This is a genomic window from Agrobacterium sp. GW821-FHT14E08 (genome assembly GCF_058803865.1).
In genome coordinates, this window is the sequence record NZ_JBXAPJ010000002.1 from 412,490 (window position 1) to 432,926 (window position 20,437).

The following is a 20,437-nucleotide window of genomic DNA, read 5'->3' on the forward strand; positions in this document are numbered from 1 at the left end:
CGCGGGCATGACGAATGAAGGCTGGGCATGCCCGGTCTTTTCAGACAGAAAGTATAATCGCGGCGCGGCCCCCTCACCCGGACAGGCCCCCGTCGCCCGGAACCATTTGCCCGAGGTCCGAGCCGTGACTGTCTATCTGCCAATCGCAGAACTGTCGGTGAATATTTTCATCATTCTGGGCATGGGCGCGGCTGTCGGTTTTCTTTCCGGCATGTTCGGCGTTGGCGGTGGTTTCCTGATCACGCCGCTTCTGATTTTCTATAATATTCCCCCCGTCGTGGCGGTTGCAACTGGCGCGAACCAGGTGGTCGCCTCCTCCGTGTCAGGCTCCATCACGCATTTCCGGCGCGGAACGCTGGACGTCAAGCTTGGCAGCGTGTTGCTTGTCGGCGGTCTTGTCGGAGCCACGGTCGGCGTATGGATATTCTCCTTTCTGCGCAGCATCGGCCAGCTCGATCTCATCGTCTCGCTGCTCTACGTCATCCTGCTCGGCACCGTCGGCGGATTGATGCTGAAGGAGAGCATTTCGGCGCTCCGCCGCGCGGCCCGCAACGAAACCGTGACGTTGCGCCGCCCCGGCCACCACAACTGGGTCCACCGTCTGCCGCTGAAAATGCGGTTCAAGAAATCGAAGATCTATCTCAGCGTCATTCCCATCGTGACCCTGGGTTTCGGCATCGGCATCCTGACCTCGGTCATGGGTGTCGGCGGCGGCTTCATCATGGTGCCGGCCATGATCTATCTCTTACGCATTCCCACCAGCGTGGTCGTCGGCACCTCGCTGTTCCAGATCATTTTCGTGACCGCCTATACGACCGTCGTACAGGCCGCGACCAACTATTCCGTCGATGTGGTGCTGGCTTTCATCCTGATGGTGGCGGGCGTCATCGGCGCACAATATGGTGTGCGGGTGGGGCAGAAACTGCGCGGCGAACAGCTGCGTGCGCTGCTGGCGCTGCTGGTGCTTGCCGTTGCGCTTCGCCTCGCCGTATCGCTGGTGGTGCGCCCGGAAGACCTGTTTTCGGTTGCCGTCGGGGGGTTAGGTTATTGACCCGCCCTATTTTGCACGCTGCTTTTTTTCTTCTCTCATGCCTTGCCTTTGGCGGCATTGCCTCGGCGCAGACACCACCGCTTGCCCTGCCGCCCGGTCCGCAGCAGCGGTCACTGCTGGAAAACATCGAAATCGGCGCATCGACAACGGAAATCCCCATCGCTTCCGATTTTCGCGGGGCGGATTTCACGCTCTTCGGCGCGCTGAACAATACCGACCAGCTGCTGCTTGCCATCGGGCAATATGATATTGTCGTGACGCTCGAAGGACCGAGCGACTACATGACCGTACGCAAGAAAGAACGTGTGGCCGGCATCTGGATCAATACCAGCGCCATTACCTTCACGCCGCTGCCGGAATCCTATTCCATGGCCAGCACGCGCGACATCAGCGCCATCGCATCGCCCGGCACCTTGCGGGCCATGGGGCTGGGTGTCGATCATCTGTCGCTCAAAAGCGCTGTCTTTTCCGGCGTGCCCGACAATGTCTTCGATTTTCAGGAAGCCTATCGTCGGCTCAAGCTTTCAAGCGGTATTTATCGCAACGACACGACCGGGGTGAGGCTGGAACGCACCGGCCTGTTCTGGGCGACGCTTCGTCTGCCCGCCAACGTGCCGAACGGCGTACACACCGCCCGCGCCTATCTGTTCAAGAGCGGCAAATTCATCGCCCAGCGCGAACTGAAACTGCGCGTCGTCAAGACGGGCATGGAACAGGCGATCACCGACGCCGCCCATCAGACGCCGCTTGCCTATGGCGCGCTCTGCGTTCTGCTCGCCGTCGTGACCGGCTGGGGTGCGAGCATCATCTTCCGCAAGGACTGAGCCTTTTTCCTCCGGGAAAAGAGACTGTCTGCCGCCCTTTCCTCCAAAGATAGCATTCGCTTCCTTCAACGGTTTGCGGTAAAATTCAAGGCGTTACAACCACGCACGCAGATCATGGCGGTAAGTGCGGTTGTGACCGGGATGAAAAGGAGAAATGTCATGTTCAAGCACATTCTCATTCCCACCGATGGCTCGCCGCTGGCGCAGATCGCAATCGACCAAGGGTTCGCTCTCGCCAGGGAGGCAGGCGCAAAGGTGACCGTCGTGACGGTATCGGAACCCTTTCACGTGATTGCCAGCGATGTCGAGGACATTGCCGCCATTGCTGAAGAGGAATTTCACCGTTGCGAGGAGGCGGAGCATCTTCTGAGAGACACGCAGGCGCACGCCGAATCCATGGGGCTCGATTGCGAAGCCCTGCTGGCGCGAGCGGGGCGGCCGGATGAGGCTATCATCGAAATAGCCGACAGAACCGGCTGCGACCTCATCGCCATGGCGTCGCACCGGCGCAGGAGTTTCATCGAGATGCTGCTCGGTAGCGTTACGGCCAAGGTGCTGAAGAATTCGAAGATACCGGTGCTGGTCTACCGGCAATAGGCGGCTGCAACACCATGCTCAGCCGAGAAGATTGGCAAACCGCACCGAATAGATGCGCTCCCGCCCCATCAGATGCGCGACGAGGGCGGCGTGATCGAAGAGACCGCGCATGGCCTTGTGCCGCAGATCCAGCCCGCCGCTCATGACCCCGAAAGCCGGCATCAGAAGCCGTGAACCATCGGTGGCGAAACAGGGCCGCCGAACCGTCTTTTCGCGACGGCGAACCGTGGCGGAAGGATGCAGGTGGCCGGCGATTTCGCCGGCGGCATCACGCGGTTTCGGCTCATGGCGGAAAACGAGATTGCCATAAAACATCTCATCCACCGAAGATCCCGGCAGATCGACCGTACCATCAGGATCATGATTACCGTTGATCCAAATCCATTCACGGCCGCGGGCCATCTCGCGGATGATTTCACGCAGCATGGGCGGCAGATGCTCGGACCCCACGCGGTCGTGGAAATTGTCGCCGAGGCTGACGACGATCTTCGGGTCGTAGCGGCTGACGAGGGAGGACAGGATTTTGAGGGTGGCGATGGTGTCATAAGGCGGCAGCATGCGCCCGCGCCGGGCGAAGGCCGCCCCTTTTTCCAGATGCAGGTCGGACACCACGAGCAGCGACAGGTCGGGCAGGTAAAGTCCGCCGAGCGGATCGCACCAGGCCGCGACACCATTAACGGCGGTTTCGCTGCCGAGGCATTCGAAACCGTTTGAAAACCTGTCGCTCAATGTGAGGCGGCTCAGCACTTCTCGTCGTTCCTTTACCGGGTCCGCATATCGGATGGCCCGAAAGTCGTTTGCATCTGTCCGCCGGCTCCTAGGACATCGCTTCCGCGATCAGTTCGTCTGCGGCTTCGGCCAGCACATCGTCCATCGCCTCGCCCGCCACCGTCTCGCGGCCGATTTCCAGCATGACCGGAACGGCAAGCGGCGAGACATGTTCCAGCGCGCGGTCGGTGGTGTGACCCTTGATTCGCCTCAGCATATCGCCAAGACGACCAATGTCCAAAAGTCCCGCCGCGGCATCGCGCCGCGTCGCTTCCAGCAGGATATGGTCCGGCTCATGGCTGCGAAGAACGTCATAAATAAGATCGGCGGAGACCGTGACCTGTCTGCCGGTCTTTTCCTTGCCCGGATGGCGGCGCTCGATCAGCCCGGAAATAACGGCGCAATTGCGGAAGGTGCGTTTCAGCATGAAGGATTCGTCCAGCCACGCCTCCAGATCGTCGCCCAGCATGTCCTCGTCCAGCAGGTCGGAAAGCGACAGGCGGCGGGATTTCAGCCGCCTGCCGATGTCCTCCATGGCCCAGATGGCGAGCGAATAATCGGTGGCGACGAAACCCATCGGCTTGGCGCCCGCGCGTTCCAGCCGTCGCGTCAAAAGCATGCCGAGCGTCTGGTGTGCCAAGCGTCCTTCGAAGGGATACATGACCATGAAGAAGCGCTTGCGGAAGGGGAAGGTCTCCACCAGCAGCTCGTCGCGCTTTGGAATGATCGACTTTTCCTTCTGGATCGCCAGCCAGTCGCGGACTTGATCCGGCAGGGCATGCCAGCGTGTCGGGTCTGCCAGCATGGAGCGCACCTGATCCGCTAGGTAGGTGGAGAGCGGAAACTTGCCGCCGGCATAGGAGGGTATCTTCGGGTCCATGGAGAAGGCCTGTGAGACCAGGCATTCATTCTCCCTGATACCCTCGAAGCGCAGCACCTTGCCGGCGAAGAGGAAGGTATCGCCCTGCACCAGCTGTTCGAGGAAATATTCCTCGACCTTGCCGAGCGACATGCCGCCGCGCCCGACCGTGCCCTTGGCATTACGCTTGACCATGCGGACATTGAGTTCCGCCGCCTCGACGATGGTGCCGAGGTTCAGGCGATATTGCTGCGCGACCGCCGGATTGGAGACGCGCCAGCGACCGTCCTTCATCTGGCGGATGCGGGCGTAACGCTCATAGGTGCGCAGCGCGTAACCGCCGGTGGCGGTGAAATCCACCACCCGGTCGAAAGTGGTGCGCGGCAGGTCGGCATAGGGCGAAGCGCTGGTCACTTCGCGATAGAGATCATCCGCATCGAAGGGCTCGGCGCAGGCCATGCCAAGTATGTGCTGGGCTAGAACATCGAGCGCGCCCTCGGCAATCGGCGGCGTGTCCTGCGCGCCGATGTAGTTGGCATCCAGTGCGGCACGGCACTCCATCACCTCGAAACGGTTGGCGGGAACGAGGATCGCCTTTGACGGTTCATCCATGCGGTGATTGGCGCGGCCGATGCGCTGGGCAAGGCGGCTTGCGCCTTTCGGCGCGCCGACATGCACGACGAGGTCGACATCGCCCCAGTCTATGCCGAGATCGAGCGTGGAGGTGGCGACGACGGCGCGCAATTTGTTTTCCGCCATGGCCGCTTCCACCCTGCGGCGCTGGCCGGCATCCAGCGAACCATGATGCAGCGCAATCGGCAGATTATCGTCATTGATGGTCCAGAGTTCCTGGAAGATCAGCTCCGCCTGCGAGCGGGTGTTGACGAAGATCAGCGTCGTCTGGTGGTCCTTCAGCGCGGCGTACAAATCCTTCATGGCGTAACGTGCCGAATGGCCGGACCATGGAATGCGCTCTTCCGTGCTCAGGATGGAGATATCCGGCTTTGCCCCGCCTTCGACGGTGATGAGGCCGGCGGGCGGCTCAGCCTGTCCCTGCGGCGCGAGGTAACGGCGCAAATCCATCGGCTCCGCCACCGTGGCCGAAAGGCCGATGAAGCGCACATCGGGTGCGTGCCGGCACACCCGGGCCAGCGCCAGCGACAGCAGATGGCCGCGTTTGGAGGTGACGAGCGAATGCAGCTCATCGAGCACCACATATTTCAGGTCACGGAAAAAGCGCTCGGCCTCCTTGTTGGCAAGCAGCAGCGAGACCTGTTCGGGTGTCGTCAGCAGAATATCCGGCGGTTTGACCTTCTGGCGCTGGCGTTTTCCCTGCGGCGTATCGCCGGTGCGCGTCTCGATGGAAATCGGCAGGCCCATTTCGGAGACAGGCCTGGTGAGGTTGCGTTCGATATCCACCGCCAACGCCTTGAGCGGCGAGATATAGAGCGTGTGCACGCCGACGAAGCCGGAGCCCGCCGGCACCTTGCCGCGCTCTGCCAGATCGGTGAGCGAGGCCATGAAGCCGCCCAGCGTCTTGCCGGCGCCGGTGGGCGCGATTAGCAGCATGTTCTCGCCGCCGCGCGCCCGCGCCATCAGCTCCAATTGATGAGCGCGCGGAGACCACCCCTTTTCGGCAAACCATTTCTGGAATGGAAGGGGCAAAGCGCCGACATGGGTGCCGGAAATGGGAGACTCGGTGTGTTTCACGTCTTCAAGGTAGTGAAAAAGCTGCAAAAAAGAAGGGCGGAACGGGACCGCTTGACAGAAAGCATAATCACGGATAAATTTTATCCACGATACTGAAGCAAACCGCACAGGGACTAGTCGGATGAAACTCGGCGACGGCGTGGAACAGGCCATTCACAGCGTGGGCATGCTGGCGGGGCTTTCCGAAGGCGGCGTGCTGTCTGCAGCGGCGCTGGCGGAATTTCACGGCGTTTCCACAAGCTATCTTCTCAAGCATCTTCAGTCGCTGTCCAGTGCCGGGATTGTAGCCACCGTGCCGGGGCCGAAGGGCGGTTACCGTCTGGCCCGGGCGACCGACAGGATCACCCTGCTCGATATCGTGCTGGCCGTCGAAGGCCCGCAGCCTGCCTTCCGCTGCGCCGAAATCCGCCAGCGCGGGCCAAACCCCTTGCCGGGGCGTTATTTCACCAAGCCCTGCGGCATCAATGCCGCGATGCTGAAAGCGGAGAAGGCCTATCGGGCGGAACTCGCCAAAACCACCATCGCCGATATTCTGGACGATCTCGCCGCCAATGATGATGGCGGGATTGCCGCGCGTGGCTGCGCCTTTCTGGAGCTGAACGAGCGCAAGACGATGACGCGCTGAGACCCGAAAACCGGCCCCAAAAAAAGATCGACCTACACCGGAGAGCTTCGCCGCTTTCCGGACCGATGACGCATGACTTCAAACAGACCCAACCAATGGAGAGACCGATGAAAACCCGTATCAACTATGCCAAAGCATCCCCCGAAGCCTTCAAGGCCGTCATGGCTCTGGAAAATTATGTTCAGGGCAGCGGGCTCGAGCGCCGCTTCGTTCACCTCATCAAGCTGCGCGCCTCGATCATCAACGGCTGTGCCTTCTGTGTGGACATGCATGTAAAGGAAAGCCGCCATGACGGGCTTTCCGAACAATGGATCAACCTGATGAGCGTGTGGCGGGAATCCCCCGTTTATACCCAGCAGGAACGGGCGCTGCTCGGCTGGGTGGATGCGGTGACGAAAATTGCCGAAACCGGCGCCCCGGATGACGCCTTCGAGACGCTGAAGGCGCATTTTTCCGATGAGGATATCGTGAAGATCACGGTCGCCATCGGCGCCATCAACACCTGGAACCGCATCGCTGTCGGTTTCCGCTCGCAGCATCCGGTCGATGCGGCTGCGAAGGCGGCGTGACCTCTTAAACCAGAAACCGGCGGCCGCTACATGGCGATGTAGCGGTCGTTTCTGTGATTGATGGCGAGCGTGAGGTTCATGACCAGCGCGCCGAGGATGGAGCAGATGATGATGAAAGGTGTGGCCACGAAGAACGAGCAGGCGAGCACCATGCCGTCAAAGGCGAGCTGCACGAGGCCCGCGCGCCAGCCGAAACGATCCTGAAGATAAAGCGCGAGGATACCAAAACCGCCGAGACTGGTGCGATGACGGAACAGCGCCAGCATGCCGGCCGCGACGGTCAATCCGCCAAAGAGAGCCGCGGCAACCGGATTGATGCTCTGAAAGGCGAAAAAGCCGGGCATATATTCCGACAGCAGCGCCGTCATGGCGATGGCGCAGAAGGTCTTGACCGTGAAGGCAAGACCGAGACGACGGAAAGCGAGATAATAAAACGGCAGGTTGACGAGGAAGAACACCACGCCAAAGCTGAAGCCGGTGGAATAATGCGCCAGAAAGGCAAGGCCGACGGTGCCACCGGTGAGCAAGCCCGCGGCGGAAAGCAGGGTCACACCGAGCGAAACCAGCATGCTGCCGGCCAGAACGCCCTGGGCATCCTCCAGCATCGAATGACGATCGGGCGCGGAAGCCCAGATATTCAAGCGCTTGCGTGCAGTCGTATCGCCCATGCCTGTTCCCCTGATTTTCCGGCCTCTGTCGAGCTATTGCGCAAAAGCGCGATGGATTTCAAGCGTGCTTTACTCAGCGCACAACGATGTATCTGTCCGAGCGGTGATTGATGGCGAGAAACATGTTGAGCACGAAAGCGCCGACAATCGAATAGACGACGGTGGCCGGATCGATGACGAGGAAGGCGCAGAGCATCACGAAGGCATCGAAGGCCAGCTGGATCAGACCGGCGCGGATGCCGAAGCGGTCCTGAATATAGATGGCCAGAATGCCGATACCGCCCAGGCTGGCGCGGTGGCGATAAAGCGCCAGCAATCCATAACCCAGAAGCAGGCCGCCCAGAAGCGCCGCCCAGAGCGGGTTGATGCTGTCGATGATCATCCAGCGCGCCTCCACTTCCGTGAGCACCGAAACGAGGCCGATGGCAATGAAGGTCTTCAAGGAGAAGGCAAGACCGAGGCGTCGGAAGGACAGGTAATAGAAGGGCAGATTGACGAGGAAGAACAGGAGGCCGAAGCTGATGCCGAAGGCATAGTGAAGGAGAAAGGCGACGCCGGCGGTGCCGCCGGTCAGAAGGCCGACCTTGTTCAGCAGATAAAAGCCGAGCGCCGACACGATGGCACCGGTGACGATGCCCTGCACGTCTTCCACCGGCGCATGTCTGGCCGGATCGGAACTCCACATGCTGTAAACGCTTCTCGTTCTGCTCACGCTTTTTCCCTCAGCTTCAGGCATATTTTGCACTGCAAAAAACGTCTGAGCAAGAAGGATACGTAAGGAAGCCTGACCTATCGCGAAAATGGCAAGAAACGGAATGTTCAGGCTTTGGCGCGGGCAAGAAAAAGAATGCCGGAAAGGGGTTTTCCGGCATCCTTGCGAATGGTGGTTTTGCGGATTTCGAGGAGGGAAAAGCCCGTCCGTTCCAGAAGGCCGGTGACGTAGCTCTTCGAATGGGCGTAACGAAGGGATTCACGCAGCACGAAACCCTCTTCATCCCCGGCATCCTCCACCGAAAAGGCGAAGAAACCGGAGGGTGCAAGCAGGGCGGAAACGAGCGGCATGACAGTTTCGAGACTGCCGAGATACATCATCACATCGGCAGCGGCGACGAGAGCGGCGCGGTGCTGCACCATGGTCGGGGTGAACAATCCCGACGCTTCCGCGTCCAGCGAAAGATCTGCCTGGGCAAGATGGTCGTAAAGACCTTTTTCCTCCGCCTTGGCGAGCATGTTCTGGGAAATATCGAAACCTTCAAGCCGCTTTGTCAGGGAGCTTATCTCGACGCCGAGAAGGCCCGTGCCGCAGCCAATATCGACAATGGTGTCAAAGACGTCGCCATCCGCCGCCTTCCCAATCAGCTCCGCCAGTTTCTGCGGTACGCTGTAATCCAGTTTCTCGACGAGCGACGTTTCGAAACGGTCGGCATAATCGTCGAACAGCCCTTCCACATAACGGCTCGGCGGCTGCTCGGGTGTTTCCGCGGCGCCGAGAACCGCGAGCTTCAGTTCGGCTGCAAAAAGCCCTTCCGTATCCAGCGCGGCGACTTTCTCGTAAGCCGCCACGGCTTTTGCGGGTTCCCCCGCCTTTTCGTGATATTCCCCGAAGCGAAACCAGCCCGCCGTCCACCGTGGCGCAAGTTCAAGCGCCTGTTCCATGAGTTCGGCGGCGGCGGGGTAATCACCGCCTTCCGCCAACATGCGGGCATAGTCCGCCCGGCGGTCGGCAATGACGTCACCGGAAGAAAACTGGTTTGGGGCCATCAATGATTCCTGAGAAGATGCGGGCTGTCATTTATCAAGCCATAAAAAAACTCAAGTCCTATTTCATGGCAGCGGCGAATATGGCGCGATATAGTGCGCGAAAACTTGCATCGAAGCGGTGCGCCCCATATGTCAGGACAAAACAGGAGACTTGCTGATGGCCGGTGAGGTCAACAAAATGCTGGGTGATACGGTGGCCCGCACCGTGGTGAAGCTGCTGGTGGTTTCATTGCTCGTTGGTTTTCTGATGGCGATCTTCGGATTGACGCCCTGGAACATTATCTATGGCGCGCGCGATTTCGTGGTCGATCTCTGGCGCAGCGGTTTCCATGCGCTTGGCGCGATTGGCGACTATCTGATCCTCGGCGCCACGATCGTCATTCCCGTTTTCATTATTCTTCGCCTTCTGAGCTATCGTCGCTGACATGACCGACACATCATTCCAGACGCTCACCCGGCGCGGCTTCGTGCTGGTTTCCGCCGGCTCCGTGCTTTCCGCCTGCGTTTCCGTGCCCACCAACAAGGGCATGCCATCCGGCACCCGCGACGAGACAGCGGCGGCGCTTCCCATGGTCAATGATCTGCGCCGATCCAAGGGGCTTTCGCCGCTCGCCATCAATGGCGCGGCTAGCAGCGCCGCCGCTTATCAGGCCGGCCGCATGGTCAAGGCGCAGAAAATGGCGCATCTGATCGGCCTGACCGACAGTTTCCTCATTCGCATGAAGGACGGCAGCGTGCCGCTTCCGGCAGCGGAAAACGTGGCGGCCGGACAGGACAGCGTGGAACGCGTCGTAAAGGCCTGGATTGGCTCCAAACACCATCTCGAAAACATGCTCGGGCCCTATAATGGTCTCGGCGTTGCAGTCGCCTATGATGCGGCCAGCCGCAACAGGCCCTATTGGGCGATGGTGCTCTGCGCCTGAGATAATTGAGGCCGGCGGCGAAAACCCTCTCCACCTTCATTCCTGTGCCTGTCACAGGAATCCAGCCGACGCGCGTCCGCGCGACGGAAAAAGTCCCTTCAGCCCAAGGACTTGGGCTGGCTCGATCCCTGTGACAGGCACAGGGATGAGGAGAGAAGAGCGCCCCGCCACGAGAAGCACTCCTCCTAACCGACGCACCGTCTCGACCCTTTAGATCATACTCAACCGAGCGGGCGATCCGCCCAGCGATCGACCGCGCTGTCGCGGAGGTCACGGATCGACTCCACGCCCTCGCGGGCAACCAGCTTCGACAGGCCCTTGACGATGGACGACGGCAGGCCTGGCCCCTCATAAACCATGCAGGAATAGAGCTGAACCAGATCGGCCCCTGCCCTCACCTTTTCCAGTGCCGTTTCCGCGGATGAGACGCCACCGACGCCGATGATCGGCAGGTTACCGCCGACGCGCCGGCGCATTTTGGCGAGAACCGTGGTGGAAAGCTCGAAGAGCGGCTTGCCGGACAGGCCGCCGGCCTCGCCCTTGTGCGGGCCGGGCCGCAGGCCTTCGCGCGAGAGCGTGGTGTTCGAGACAATCAGGCCATCGAGTTCATGGGCCAGCGCCTCTTCCGCAACATCGTCCAGCCCCTCTTCGGTCAGATCGGGCGCGATCTTGAGGAAGACCGGGATGCGTTTGCCGAAACGTTCAGCTTCCACCTTGCGGCGTTCCAGCACGGCGGCGAGAAGGGCGGCAAGGCTTTCGCGCGCCTGAAGATCACGCAGGCCGGGCGTATTGGGCGAAGAAATATTGACGGTGAAATAGGATGCGACCGAATAAAAGGCCTCGATGCCCTGCACATAATCGGCGATGCGGTCTTCGCTATCCTTGTTGGCGCCGATATTCACGCCGACGATGCCGCGCAGCTTTGCCTGCTTCAGACGTTCCAGGGCGGCCGCATGGCCTTCATTGTTGAAGCCGAGGCGATTGATGACACCCTCATCCTCTACCAGACGGAAGATACGCGGCCTGGGATTGCCGGATTGCGCCTTGGGCGTGACGGTGCCGATTTCGGTAAAGCCGAAACCGAGCCGCAGAAGCGGCCCCGGTACTTCCGCATTCTTGTCGTAACCCGCCGCCATGCCGAGCGGATTGGGGAAGACGAGGCCCGCCACGGTCTGCTGCAGACGCGGATCATGCGGCACCATGCAGGTGGGCAGAAAGCCGCTTTTCAGCGCCGCAATGGACAGGCCATGCGCCTTTTCCGGATCGACGAGAAACAGGCCCTTGCGACCGACCGAGGAAAATAATCCGCTCATCACAATATCTCCGGGAATTGATGCTGGCCATCGTGGCCGAGTGAAAGCGGCGTTTCCCAAAGCACCGCACTGAGGGGAAGCGGAGCATAAAGATGCGGGAAAAGATCACCGCCTCTTGAGGGTTCATAGACCAGCTTGTCGCCAAGTGCCGCGCCGTCGACCGCGATCAGAAGCAGATCGACCTGGCCGGAAAAGTGCCGCGCGGCGGTCTCCGCCGCCTGTTTTGCCGTTGAGAAATGAATGAAGCCGTCGGTCAGATCGATAGCCGCACCTTCGAAGACGCCCTTCGCCTTTGCCGCGCTCCATAACGTCTCCGGCACGATTTTATAGATGATCGCGGGCGTTTCCTGCATAGGGCTCTCCAAGGCTTTCCACTCAGCGGGATTTGCCGCAAAGCTCGAAGATTGTCCACAGTTTCCACGGCATTTTTATTGCGGAGAGCCCGAAAGACCGCCTGTCCACAAGCTTTTCCTTGTAATGCGGGACCGATTGGCGCAACCTTGAGCGGAGGAGCTGGCAGTGTTTCGACCGCCGGCAAATGGGAGTACACCAGACCTGCGAAAGAACCGCATAACGCCCTTGGGAGGGGGCCAGAATGTCGGAACTTGTCATTATCATAGCAGACGACCACCCGCTTTTTCGCGGCGCCCTCAAACAGGCCGTATCCGGTCTTGACGGGCAGCAGACCATCATAGAAGCCGGGGATTTCGAAGCCGCGCGAAGCGCTGCGACAGCGCGTAACGACGCCGATCTGATGCTTCTCGACCTCGCCATGCCGGGCGTCAGCGGGTTTTCAGGCCTGATGGCGCTGCGGGCGGAATTTTCCAGCCTGCCGATCGTCATCGTTTCGGCAACGGACGATGCGACCACCGTTCGGCGCTCCATCGAACTCGGCGCTTCCGGTTTCATTTCCAAGTCCTCCGGTATCGACGATATCAGAGAGGGCATTCGCGCGGTTCTGGAAGGCGACGTCTGGATACCGGCGAGCTGCCAGGGCGAGAAGGAAAACGACCCGGATGTGGCAAATCTCATCGGCCGGCTCAGAACACTGACGCCGCAGCAAAGCCGGGTTCTGGGCATGCTGGCCGAAGGGTTGCTGAACAAGCAGATCGCCTATGAGCTGAATGTTTCGGAAGCCACCATCAAGGCACACGTCTCCGCGATCCTGCTGAAACTCAAGGTTGACAGCCGCACGCAGGCAGTGATCCAGCTTGCGAAGATAAACACATCGGCCATGGTGGCGTAGGCAAGGATTTTATTCCTTTCTTTTCTTTACTCCGGGCCGGATATGATCTAGATTTCAGAAGTAAACGACAGGAGCTTTTCCGCCACCTGCTCCACCTGCGGGCTTTCTATCATGCTGTCACACGAGACGATCTGGAGCGCCATCGATACGCTTGCCAAGCGCCATGAGCTGACACCCTCGGCATTGGCGAAGCGTGCCGGTCTCGATCCGACGTCCTTCAACAAATCGAAGCGCTTCGGCCCGGATGGCCGCAAACGCTGGCCTTCGACCGAATCGGTCTCCAAGGTGCTGGAGGCGACAGGCGCAAGTGTCGACCAGTTTTTCGGTTATGCTTTTGGCAAGGCGACCCAGACGATGCAGCCCTCCGGAGCGGAGAATGCCATCCCCCTGCTCGGTTTTGCGCAGGCCGGTTCCGGCGGCTTTTTCGACGATGGCGGTTTTCCGGCTGGTCAGGGCTGGGATGTGGTGGAATTCCCCTCTTCTCCCGAGCGCAAGCAGGGCGTCTATGCGCTGGAGGTCCAGGGAGAAAGCATGATGCCGCTTTACCGCGATGGAGACATCCTGATTGTGGAGCCGGGCGCGCAGGTGCGGCGCGGTGACCGCGTGGTGCTGAAAAGCCGCGACGGCGAAGTGATGGCCAAGGTGCTGGCGCGGCAAAGTCCCAAGAACATCGAGCTACTTTCGCTCAATCCAGAGCACCCGAACCGCAGCTTCGACATGGCCGACGTGGAATGGATTGCCCGCATCATCTGGGCCAGCCAATAACCACGCCTGCATGTGCCTGCCGCTTCCGCGACGCAGCTCTGGGCATCGTACCGACAATACCCTTTACAGGCCGAGTGCGGTTACGGCGGCATCAACCGGCATGACCTTCGCACCACCGGACACCGCCCTGCGGACAAGGCCTTGCAACCTGTCTTCCGGGCAACCGTAAAAACTCGGCGTTGGCGAGACATCATGGGTGAAAATGATGAGCCAGCCGCCATTTTGCAAAACATCCTCGAGCCAGCGATCCGCCGCATCGAGATAATTTGGGTCAGGGCGCAGTTCGACTGCGGCAAGATTATGCGGATCGATGCTGCCCCGATTGATGCCGGGCATGATGCCGCGGGCAGTCTTGAACCGGCGTCGCAGCAGCGGCTGCATGATAGGCGAGGCCATGCCGAAAGGAACGGAGAAATTCCGTCTGTGCCGGCTTTTGTCGAACGATCCGAGCACGCTGTCGTTGCGATCGAGATCCTCTTCAAGCCCACCCCGCGAAAAGCTTGAGAGCTTGCGATGGGAATAGGTGTGACAGGCAAGTTCGTGGCCGGCTGCGGCCAGTTCCGAACAGCCCTGGGTGGAGATCATCTCCTGCTCATCATCATGCCTGTCGATAAAGACGCCCGCGATATAAAACGTGCCGCGAACGCCCTCATTTTCCAAGATGCTCGCGCCGCTTGTCCAGGCGGATGCCGGTATATCGTCGAATGTGAAGGAAACGATCGGTTCGGATGTCTTGATCCGCGCCGCCGGTCCCGGAAAATACCGCACGAGCCGGTTATTGATCCTGTCTGCAAATGTCCCGATTTTTTGCGTCATACATAGCCCCCCGGCCTGTCTGCAAAATTACTGACCCTGTTCAAGTATGTCGTAAGCCTGATGCCTCAAACAATAGATTGCAATCAGAAGAGACGACCAGATAGGCCCTGTTCCGGTAAAGAAATTACTCTCAAGACACGAAGAAAGTAATGCATACACCCAGATTCTTGCAAAAAGCCGGGTTAATCCCGGATCAGTGCCCCTTTCTACTGCTATACGGAAATCGTTTGCAGGAATAATGACGAGCCATATGACGATGAGAATGAAGGCCGGCAAGCCGCCATTCAGCAGGCTTTCGACAAAACCATTATGGGCATGGAAGGCCGTGACGGCCCAGGTTTCCGAGATATCCGCCTGCGCCAGGAGCCGGTCACTCGCCCAGAAAGCCTGGAAACCCTGCCCGAAAATCGGCGATTGTGCAAAAGTGTCGAAAGACAGACGCCATATGTCCGTTCGTCCGGTGAAGGTGGAATCGATCCCCAGACTTTCGACCAGATTCTGTATGCTCGGAAAATAGGTGGAGCCAACCGCGAGAATATTGAGGAAAGCCAGAAGGCCACCGATCATCAGCAATGTGCGGCCGGCATGTCTTTCCATGACCCAGATCAGCGCGATGGTGACGGGCAGCAGCATCGCGGCGGTTTTTCCGTTTGTTTTCCAGAGAAAGAAACCCGCCAGCAGTGTGATTGCGATGCCGCCAACCGTGGACCAGGCATTACGCAGGTAAAGCCCGACCATGAAAAGAATGATCATGGCGGGAGCGGCCGCATTCTTGTGGTTAAAGATGCCACGCCAATCGCCCGCGAGCGCTGTTTCATCGAGATCATAGGGTTGATGGATCGAACGCGAGCGCAGAAAGAGCACCCCGAAATAACAAAGCGCCAGCAGGATGACTGCAAAGATGGCCATCATCCGGTCAAACTGCCGCCGATCTCGCGGCATGACGACGAGGACGCTGGTGATGAAGCACAGGATGGCCGTGAAGAGCAGACGCTGCAGCGAGGTGGCGGGCTGCGTGCCGAGGACCGAGCAGACCGCCAGCCAGAAAAATAATAGCAGGATGGGTAAGCGTGGCCGCAGCAACAGCCCCGTCAACCGGTGGCGCAGGGCGAAAACACCCAAAATCAGCGCGATGACCAGCCCCGTCAGCTGGTTTGCAGCGGCGTGCGGCACCGGCGGAGCCGCGAGATTCTCGAAAGGTGCGACGGAAATCCAGATATAGAGCATCGTGCCGACGAAAAAAATCGCGTCGCGCCGACTGCCCGAAAGGGACATGGCATTGCCCTGCGCCGAAATGGACTGCGTATCAGCAAGCCGCGACATGGTGGCCTGCATCAGGAACGGAAAATCGGATCATTGGCCTGCCTTGTGACGAACAACGTAACCCTTGTTGAAACCGGGCCATGTCCAAATAACCATAAATGGTCATTATCATCATTATTGTGCAATTGCTTTAACCCTCTCTTACCTCAAGAAGGCTAAGACAGAAGAAACTGTCATTTATTCGGGCGGGCGGCATTCAGACTGGCCGGCAGCCGGCGTTCATCGCCAGATATTAAGAGGCAGGGCAGTCATTTTTTGAATTCGACCGGTAATGCCGGAAAAACATGGAGAATGAGGTGTCGTTGAATACGCCGCGGCTCGGCCATCTAGTCAGACTGGGATTGACCTACATGGCGTCCGGCGGGGCTCTCCTGATGTCCAGCGCCGCCCAGCTTTTGACATTCGCCCTGCTTGCCCGTCATCTCGGTGTCGAACAATTCGCGCTTTATGCCTCGATCACCGCCGTCACCAATCTCGGCGTCCAGATTTGCGGTATCGGCTCGCAGGAATCGCTGATCCGCCGCGTGGCGCAGGATCGCAGCATGTTTCCCGTCATGCTCGGCCACAGCTATCTTCTCAGTGCCGCAACCGGCGTGGTGCTGACTATCATCGGCATGGTGACGATCCCGGTCTTCTTCCCGACATCGGAAACATTGCTGCATACGCTCATCACCACCTTCGTGATTCTGGTGACGAATCTCGTTCTTCTGAAAGTCATTTCGCTTTCCACGCAGAGCTTCATCGCCCATTCCGACTTCGCCTCTGCCAACAAGCTGGAAGTGATGTTCGCCATTGCACGCACGATTGCCGCCGTGGTTGCCTGCCTCATCTTCAAGATAGAAACGGTGGAGGCCTGGGCGCTGTGGAACCTTGCCGCCCACGCCATTGCAACGGTGATTTCAGTCAAGGCGATCGGCAGGCTGGGCAGGCCCGTCTTCCGGATCGTGCGCGATGAAATCCGCATCGGCATCCTGTTTTCCACCCAGTTCCTGTTCAAGGCCGTGCGCGGCAACGCCGATATTCTCGTTCTCGGCGCCATTGCCAGCGCCGAGGTTCTGGGCAGCTACTCCATAGCCCGGCGTATTCTCGACAGTTCCTACCTTTCGGTGGAGGCCCTCAACCGGCTGATCTATCCGGGTTCCGCCTCCGCCGCCCTGCAGGGCATCGGAAAGACCATAGAACGCGCCTATAATGTGCTGAAGGCGGCGCTGGTCATCGCAGTGGGCAGCGCCTTGGTGATCTTCATCATAGCGCCCTTCCTGCCCCTGTTGTTCGGCGACGAATATGTCTCGCTGCCGATCATCACGCGCGTCCTCTGCTGGGTGGTGTTGCCGATGGCGGTTGCGGCGACGGCTCTTGAAGCACTCGGCGCATCCGGGCGGCAGGATATTCGCGCCAAGATATGGAATAGCGGCAATCTTATCGGCTCTGTCGTCGTCGCCGTTTTCACCTGGCTCTTCAGCATTTCGGGAACGATCGGCAGCTATTTCCTCGTGGAATCCGCTATTGCCGCCGCCGTCTGGATCGCGCTTCTGCGCCTGCGGCGTAATGACCCTGCCCTTGCACCCGCCAAATAGGATGCGCTTTTTCTAATAAAGCCCGTAGGGGAAATAACGCCGATAAATTTCTTCCAGGCGGCCATTGCGGGAAAGTGCGGCAAGCGCCTGATCAAAGGCCGGGACAAGTACATTGTCCGGATCGACAGCCATGATGGAAAGGCCTTCGCCAAGAAACCTGTCGGACATATAAGGCCCACCGAAGAGAGAGCAGCAACCTTCGGACGCGCTGCCCGAAACCCAGAAGGGCAGGCGCAGGCCATCGGCAAAAACGGCGTCCACCTTGCCTGTCTTCAAAGCCTCGTACATGGGTTCATAGCCATCGAAACCTTCGGCCGTGGCCTTTGGAAAAAACGCCTTGAGCATCTGTTCGTGGCGGGAACCCGTGACCACGCCGACCTTCTTGCCTGACAAGGCGTCAGCGCCGGAACCGCTCAATTTTCCCGCCTTGTTGACGGCAAGACGGGCGGGCAACAACAGATAGGGGCGTGAGAAGGTGAAACTCTTGCGCAGGTCAGCGGTGGTGGCAAGGCCGGAAATCACCGCCTCGCCCTCCCCCATTTCCAGAGCGGCCTCCAGCTCGTCAAAGGGCAGTGCCTGCACCTGACACTTGCTCTCAACCTTCAACTGGGCGCAGATTTCACGCACCAGATCGACATGGAAACCCGCAAGCCGGCCTTCCTGATCGGTAAAATTGAAGGGTGGAAAATCGACCGACATCAGAAACCTGATGCGGGGAACAGAGGAAAGATCACCACCCGGAAACCGCTCCTGCGCGTCAAACAGCACCGGCATCCGGTTTCCGCTCACCAGATCATCCGCACGAGCTTCGCTAAAAAACCCGACAAATTGTAAAGCGAAAGCTAAAGTAAAGCCAAGACTTACATTCCGCGTTACATTCGTCGTTCTCATCTATACTATCCGTTACAGGAAGTTGGGCGTTACCATGACGGCGGCGGCGATGCATGGATTCTTTTAGGCAGTATACACGAGAATCGTTTCGCACGACGCCAGCGGGACGAAAAATTGCGTTTTCGCTCATCGGCGATAATCCGCTCTGGAGCGCTCCCGAACCGGATGAGCCGGGACCGACGCGCTTCCTTGCTTCGCTGGGATTTGGCAAGCCCTATATCAGCACATTCGAAGAACAGGCTCTGAAAAACAACTCGACCGTCGAAGACGAGTTACTGGCAAGCGGTCTTGTCGATGCCGAAGCCTATTTCGGTGCTTTTGCCAGATTTTTGCGATTGCCGTTTCTCCCGGAAATCGATCCGGGCCGTGTAGCAGACATCAATCACCTTGATACGCAACTTGGCGAACCACGGTTTCTGCGGCTGACACCGCTCAACGGCAAAACAGTGCTTCTGATCGTGCCGGAACTGGCGAGGATGGAATTGCTGAAAGAAATGCTCGATCAACGCCCGCATCTCCTGGACGAACTTGCCGTCACCACGCCACAGGCCATGCGTAGCGCAATCTGGAAGGCCGGCGAGACACGCCGCTCGTCGGAAACCCGGCAGCTGCTTTTCAACACGGCGCCGCAGCATTCCGCCAGGATTACGCTGCATGGACAGCAGGGTTTCGTGAGCGGCGTCCTTATCACCCTGCTCGCCCTGTCGCTGCTGTTTTATACGCAGGCGGCCTTGGCCTATATGCACGTGACCCTGACGCTGCTTTATCTCTCCACCCTGCTTTTCAGGCTGTTTGCGCTCGTTCACGCGCCCAGGGAAAACGAAGGGAGAAGCGTCTTCCCGCTTCAGCGGGACGGGGATTTGCCGGTCTATACCGTTCTCGTGGCGCTTTATCGCGAAGAAGCGGTCGTTGATCAGCTTGTCAATGCGCTGGAGCGGCTGGACTGGCCCAAATCCCGGCTCGATATCAAGCTTGTCTGCGAGGCGGACGACACCGCGACGATCGAGGCTATTCAAAAGACAAATCCCGGTCAGCATATAGAGATCATAAAGGTGCCGCCGTCACTGCCGCGTACCAAGCCCAAGGCCCTGACTTACGCACTCACCGGCGCGCGTGGTACATTCGTTGCCGTCTACGATGCCGAAGACCGACCACATCCGCAGCAATTGCGCGAAGCCCACGCCACTTTCCGCGACCAGCCGGACAACGTGGCCTGCCTGCAGGCGCCGCTTATCGTCAGCAATGCCCGCACCTCCTGGCTCAGCGCCTGTTTCGCACTGGAATATTCCGGCCTCTTCCGCTGCATGCTGCCCGTTCTCGCCGCGCACAGGCTGCCGCTGCCGCTTGGCGGCACTTCAAACCATTTCCGCACGGCCGTGTTGCGCCGGGCGGGAGCCTGGTACCCCTATAATGTCACGGAAGATGCCGATATGGGTCTCAGGCTGCACAGGCTCGGTTATCGCTGTGGTGTCATCCGGAGGCAGACGCTGGAGGATGCGCCAACCTCGCTGCCCGTGTGGCTGAGCCAGCGCGCGCGCTGGTACAAGGGCTGGCTGCAAAGCTGGCTGGTGATGACCCGCGCCCCCTTTACCACCGCGCGCAACATGGGATGGATCGCCTATATCGTCTTTCAGCTGCTGATCGGCGGCATGCTCCTGTCATCGCTGACACATCCCTTCCTGTTCGTTTCCTTCGCTCTTATGGCCATGGCGATCCGGGAAAATGGTGCCGATATGCTGTTTTCCTGGCAGGGCCTTCTATTCCTCATCGATACGCTGAATATTTTCGGGAGCTACGCCATCTTCATGCTGATGGGCAGGAACAGGATGATACGATACGAAAAACAGCAGATCGGGCAGCGCTGGATGGCGATCCCACTTTACTGGCTGATGATGTCGATTGCGGCGTGGCGCGCCGTGGTGGAGTTGAAAACCAGACCCTTCGTCTGGAACAAGACACCGCATATGCCGGTCGTCAGAGAGACGACCTGACAAAACACAACCGAAAAGAGCCCTTCCCTGCGCTTTTAAGGCACGCGGAAGACATCCCACTGTTTCAGGCCACGTTTCCGTAATTTGCAAATGAATTCCGGCTTCGATGGCGACGGCGATGCCGCTATCGGCACGTCATATCCGAAAATGCCCTGCCGAA

The 20,437-nt window shown here is 59.3% G+C and carries 21 protein-coding genes; 11 read left to right on the top strand and 10 right to left on the bottom strand.

Annotation, left to right across the window (positions count from 1 at the left end; all coding sequences use genetic code 11):
• The first annotated feature begins 124 nt into the window (after nucleotides 1-124).
• From AC1ROR_RS10745 to AC1ROR_RS10755, 3 genes are all read left to right on the top strand, one after another.
• Nucleotides 125-1,051, top strand: coding sequence for a sulfite exporter TauE/SafE family protein (locus AC1ROR_RS10745; protein ID WP_498589375.1), 927 nt, complete (start codon nucleotides 125-127; stop codon nucleotides 1,049-1,051).
• Nucleotides 1,048-1,875 carry a TIGR02186 family protein gene (locus tag AC1ROR_RS10750; protein ID WP_196378049.1) on the top strand — a complete coding sequence of 276 codons (828 nt, stop codon included), beginning with the start codon at nucleotides 1,048-1,050 and terminating at the stop codon, nucleotides 1,873-1,875. Before AC1ROR_RS10745 ends, AC1ROR_RS10750 begins: the two co-directional genes overlap by 4 nt.
• A gap of 159 nt (nucleotides 1,876-2,034) precedes the next feature.
• Nucleotides 2,035-2,472, top strand: a complete 438-nt coding sequence (locus tag AC1ROR_RS10755) for a universal stress protein (RefSeq protein WP_035227577.1) — start codon at nucleotides 2,035-2,037, stop codon at nucleotides 2,470-2,472.
• A gap of 18 nt (nucleotides 2,473-2,490) precedes the next feature.
• Here AC1ROR_RS10755 and pdeM read toward each other — a convergent pair whose 3' ends face one another.
• Both pdeM and AC1ROR_RS10765 read right to left on the bottom strand, forming a co-directional pair.
• Nucleotides 2,491-3,219 (bottom strand): ligase-associated DNA damage response endonuclease PdeM, encoded by a 729-nt coding sequence (gene pdeM, locus AC1ROR_RS10760; RefSeq protein ID WP_498589376.1) that lies wholly within the window; start codon nucleotides 3,217-3,219, stop codon nucleotides 2,491-2,493.
• A 70-nt stretch (nucleotides 3,220-3,289) separates the two neighbouring features.
• Nucleotides 3,290-5,809, bottom strand: coding sequence for a ligase-associated DNA damage response DEXH box helicase (locus tag AC1ROR_RS10765; protein WP_498589377.1), 2,520 nt, complete (start codon nucleotides 5,807-5,809; stop codon nucleotides 3,290-3,292).
• A 121-nt stretch (nucleotides 5,810-5,930) separates the two neighbouring features.
• Between AC1ROR_RS10765 and AC1ROR_RS10770 the strand changes: the two genes are divergently transcribed.
• Both AC1ROR_RS10770 and AC1ROR_RS10775 read left to right on the top strand, forming a co-directional pair.
• Entirely contained in the window at nucleotides 5,931-6,434 is a 504-nt protein-coding gene (locus tag AC1ROR_RS10770; RefSeq protein WP_082183685.1) for an RrF2 family transcriptional regulator, read from the top strand.
• A 107-nt stretch (nucleotides 6,435-6,541) separates the two neighbouring features.
• A complete protein-coding gene (locus AC1ROR_RS10775; RefSeq protein ID WP_035227571.1) occupies nucleotides 6,542-7,003 on the top strand; it encodes a carboxymuconolactone decarboxylase family protein in 462 nt (153 codons plus the stop codon).
• A gap of 26 nt (nucleotides 7,004-7,029) precedes the next feature.
• On the opposite strand, the gene AC1ROR_RS10780 is transcribed toward AC1ROR_RS10775, so the two are convergent.
• The 3 genes from AC1ROR_RS10780 to AC1ROR_RS10790 form a co-directional block, all read right to left on the bottom strand.
• Nucleotides 7,030-7,671 (bottom strand): YitT family protein, encoded by a 642-nt coding sequence (locus tag AC1ROR_RS10780; protein ID WP_498589378.1) that lies wholly within the window; start codon nucleotides 7,669-7,671, stop codon nucleotides 7,030-7,032.
• Nucleotides 7,672-7,744: 73 nt separating this feature from the next.
• Nucleotides 7,745-8,356, bottom strand: a complete 612-nt coding sequence (locus tag AC1ROR_RS10785) for a YitT family protein (RefSeq protein ID WP_080833368.1) — start codon at nucleotides 8,354-8,356, stop codon at nucleotides 7,745-7,747.
• Between the two features lie 134 nt (nucleotides 8,357-8,490).
• The gene (locus AC1ROR_RS10790) at nucleotides 8,491-9,432 is read right to left on the bottom strand and encodes a class I SAM-dependent methyltransferase (protein ID WP_498589379.1); all 942 of its coding nucleotides are present in this window, start codon (nucleotides 9,430-9,432) and stop codon (nucleotides 8,491-8,493) included.
• A 157-nt stretch (nucleotides 9,433-9,589) separates the two neighbouring features.
• On the opposite strand from AC1ROR_RS10790, the gene AC1ROR_RS10795 reads away from it, so the two are divergent.
• Nucleotides 9,590-9,856: a DUF6460 domain-containing protein gene (locus tag AC1ROR_RS10795; protein ID WP_003493739.1), complete on the top strand. Its 267-nt coding sequence runs from the start codon at nucleotides 9,590-9,592 to the stop codon at nucleotides 9,854-9,856.
• Nucleotide 9,857: 1 nt separating this feature from the next.
• Nucleotides 9,858-10,355 carry a CAP domain-containing protein gene (locus tag AC1ROR_RS10800; protein WP_035227562.1) on the top strand — a complete coding sequence of 166 codons (498 nt, stop codon included), beginning with the start codon at nucleotides 9,858-9,860 and terminating at the stop codon, nucleotides 10,353-10,355.
• Nucleotides 10,356-10,576: 221 nt separating this feature from the next.
• Here the strand turns inward: AC1ROR_RS10800 and AC1ROR_RS10805 are convergent, their stop codons facing one another.
• Nucleotides 10,577-11,668 carry a quinone-dependent dihydroorotate dehydrogenase gene (locus AC1ROR_RS10805; RefSeq protein WP_498589380.1) on the bottom strand — a complete coding sequence of 364 codons (1,092 nt, stop codon included), beginning with the start codon at nucleotides 11,666-11,668 and terminating at the stop codon, nucleotides 10,577-10,579.
• A complete protein-coding gene (locus AC1ROR_RS10810) occupies nucleotides 11,668-12,021 on the bottom strand; it encodes a DUF952 domain-containing protein (protein WP_035227559.1) in 354 nt (117 codons plus the stop codon). The genes AC1ROR_RS10805 and AC1ROR_RS10810 overlap by 1 nt, the downstream gene beginning before the upstream one ends.
• A gap of 242 nt (nucleotides 12,022-12,263) precedes the next feature.
• On the opposite strand from AC1ROR_RS10810, the gene AC1ROR_RS10815 reads away from it, so the two are divergent.
• Entirely contained in the window at nucleotides 12,264-12,914 is a 651-nt protein-coding gene (locus AC1ROR_RS10815) for a response regulator (RefSeq protein WP_035227557.1), read from the top strand.
• Between the two features lie 111 nt (nucleotides 12,915-13,025).
• Nucleotides 13,026-13,679, top strand: coding sequence for a S24 family peptidase (locus tag AC1ROR_RS10820; protein WP_035227555.1), 654 nt, complete (start codon nucleotides 13,026-13,028; stop codon nucleotides 13,677-13,679).
• 63 nt (nucleotides 13,680-13,742) lie between these two features.
• On the opposite strand, the gene AC1ROR_RS10825 is transcribed toward AC1ROR_RS10820, so the two are convergent.
• Together AC1ROR_RS10825 and uppY are read right to left on the bottom strand one after the other, a co-directional pair.
• Nucleotides 13,743-14,495: a polysaccharide deacetylase family protein gene (locus AC1ROR_RS10825; protein WP_498589381.1), complete on the bottom strand. Its 753-nt coding sequence runs from the start codon at nucleotides 14,493-14,495 to the stop codon at nucleotides 13,743-13,745.
• A 27-nt stretch (nucleotides 14,496-14,522) separates the two neighbouring features.
• Nucleotides 14,523-15,818, bottom strand: coding sequence for a Wzy-type polysaccharide biosynthesis protein UppY (gene uppY / locus AC1ROR_RS10830; protein WP_142172878.1), 1,296 nt, complete (start codon nucleotides 15,816-15,818; stop codon nucleotides 14,523-14,525).
• A gap of 284 nt (nucleotides 15,819-16,102) precedes the next feature.
• On the opposite strand from uppY, the gene uppX reads away from it, so the two are divergent.
• Nucleotides 16,103-17,395 carry a Wzx-type polysaccharide biosynthesis protein UppX gene (gene uppX, locus AC1ROR_RS10835; RefSeq protein ID WP_498589382.1) on the top strand — a complete coding sequence of 431 codons (1,293 nt, stop codon included), beginning with the start codon at nucleotides 16,103-16,105 and terminating at the stop codon, nucleotides 17,393-17,395.
• A gap of 12 nt (nucleotides 17,396-17,407) precedes the next feature.
• On the opposite strand, the gene AC1ROR_RS10840 is transcribed toward uppX, so the two are convergent.
• Nucleotides 17,408-18,169: a transporter substrate-binding domain-containing protein gene (locus AC1ROR_RS10840; RefSeq protein WP_035227548.1), complete on the bottom strand. Its 762-nt coding sequence runs from the start codon at nucleotides 18,167-18,169 to the stop codon at nucleotides 17,408-17,410.
• Nucleotides 18,170-18,339: 170 nt separating this feature from the next.
• Between AC1ROR_RS10840 and AC1ROR_RS10845 the strand changes: the two genes are divergently transcribed.
• Nucleotides 18,340-20,277 (top strand): glycosyltransferase family 2 protein, encoded by a 1,938-nt coding sequence (locus tag AC1ROR_RS10845; protein WP_498589383.1) that lies wholly within the window; start codon nucleotides 18,340-18,342, stop codon nucleotides 20,275-20,277.
• The last annotated feature ends 160 nt before the right edge of the window (nucleotides 20,278-20,437 follow it).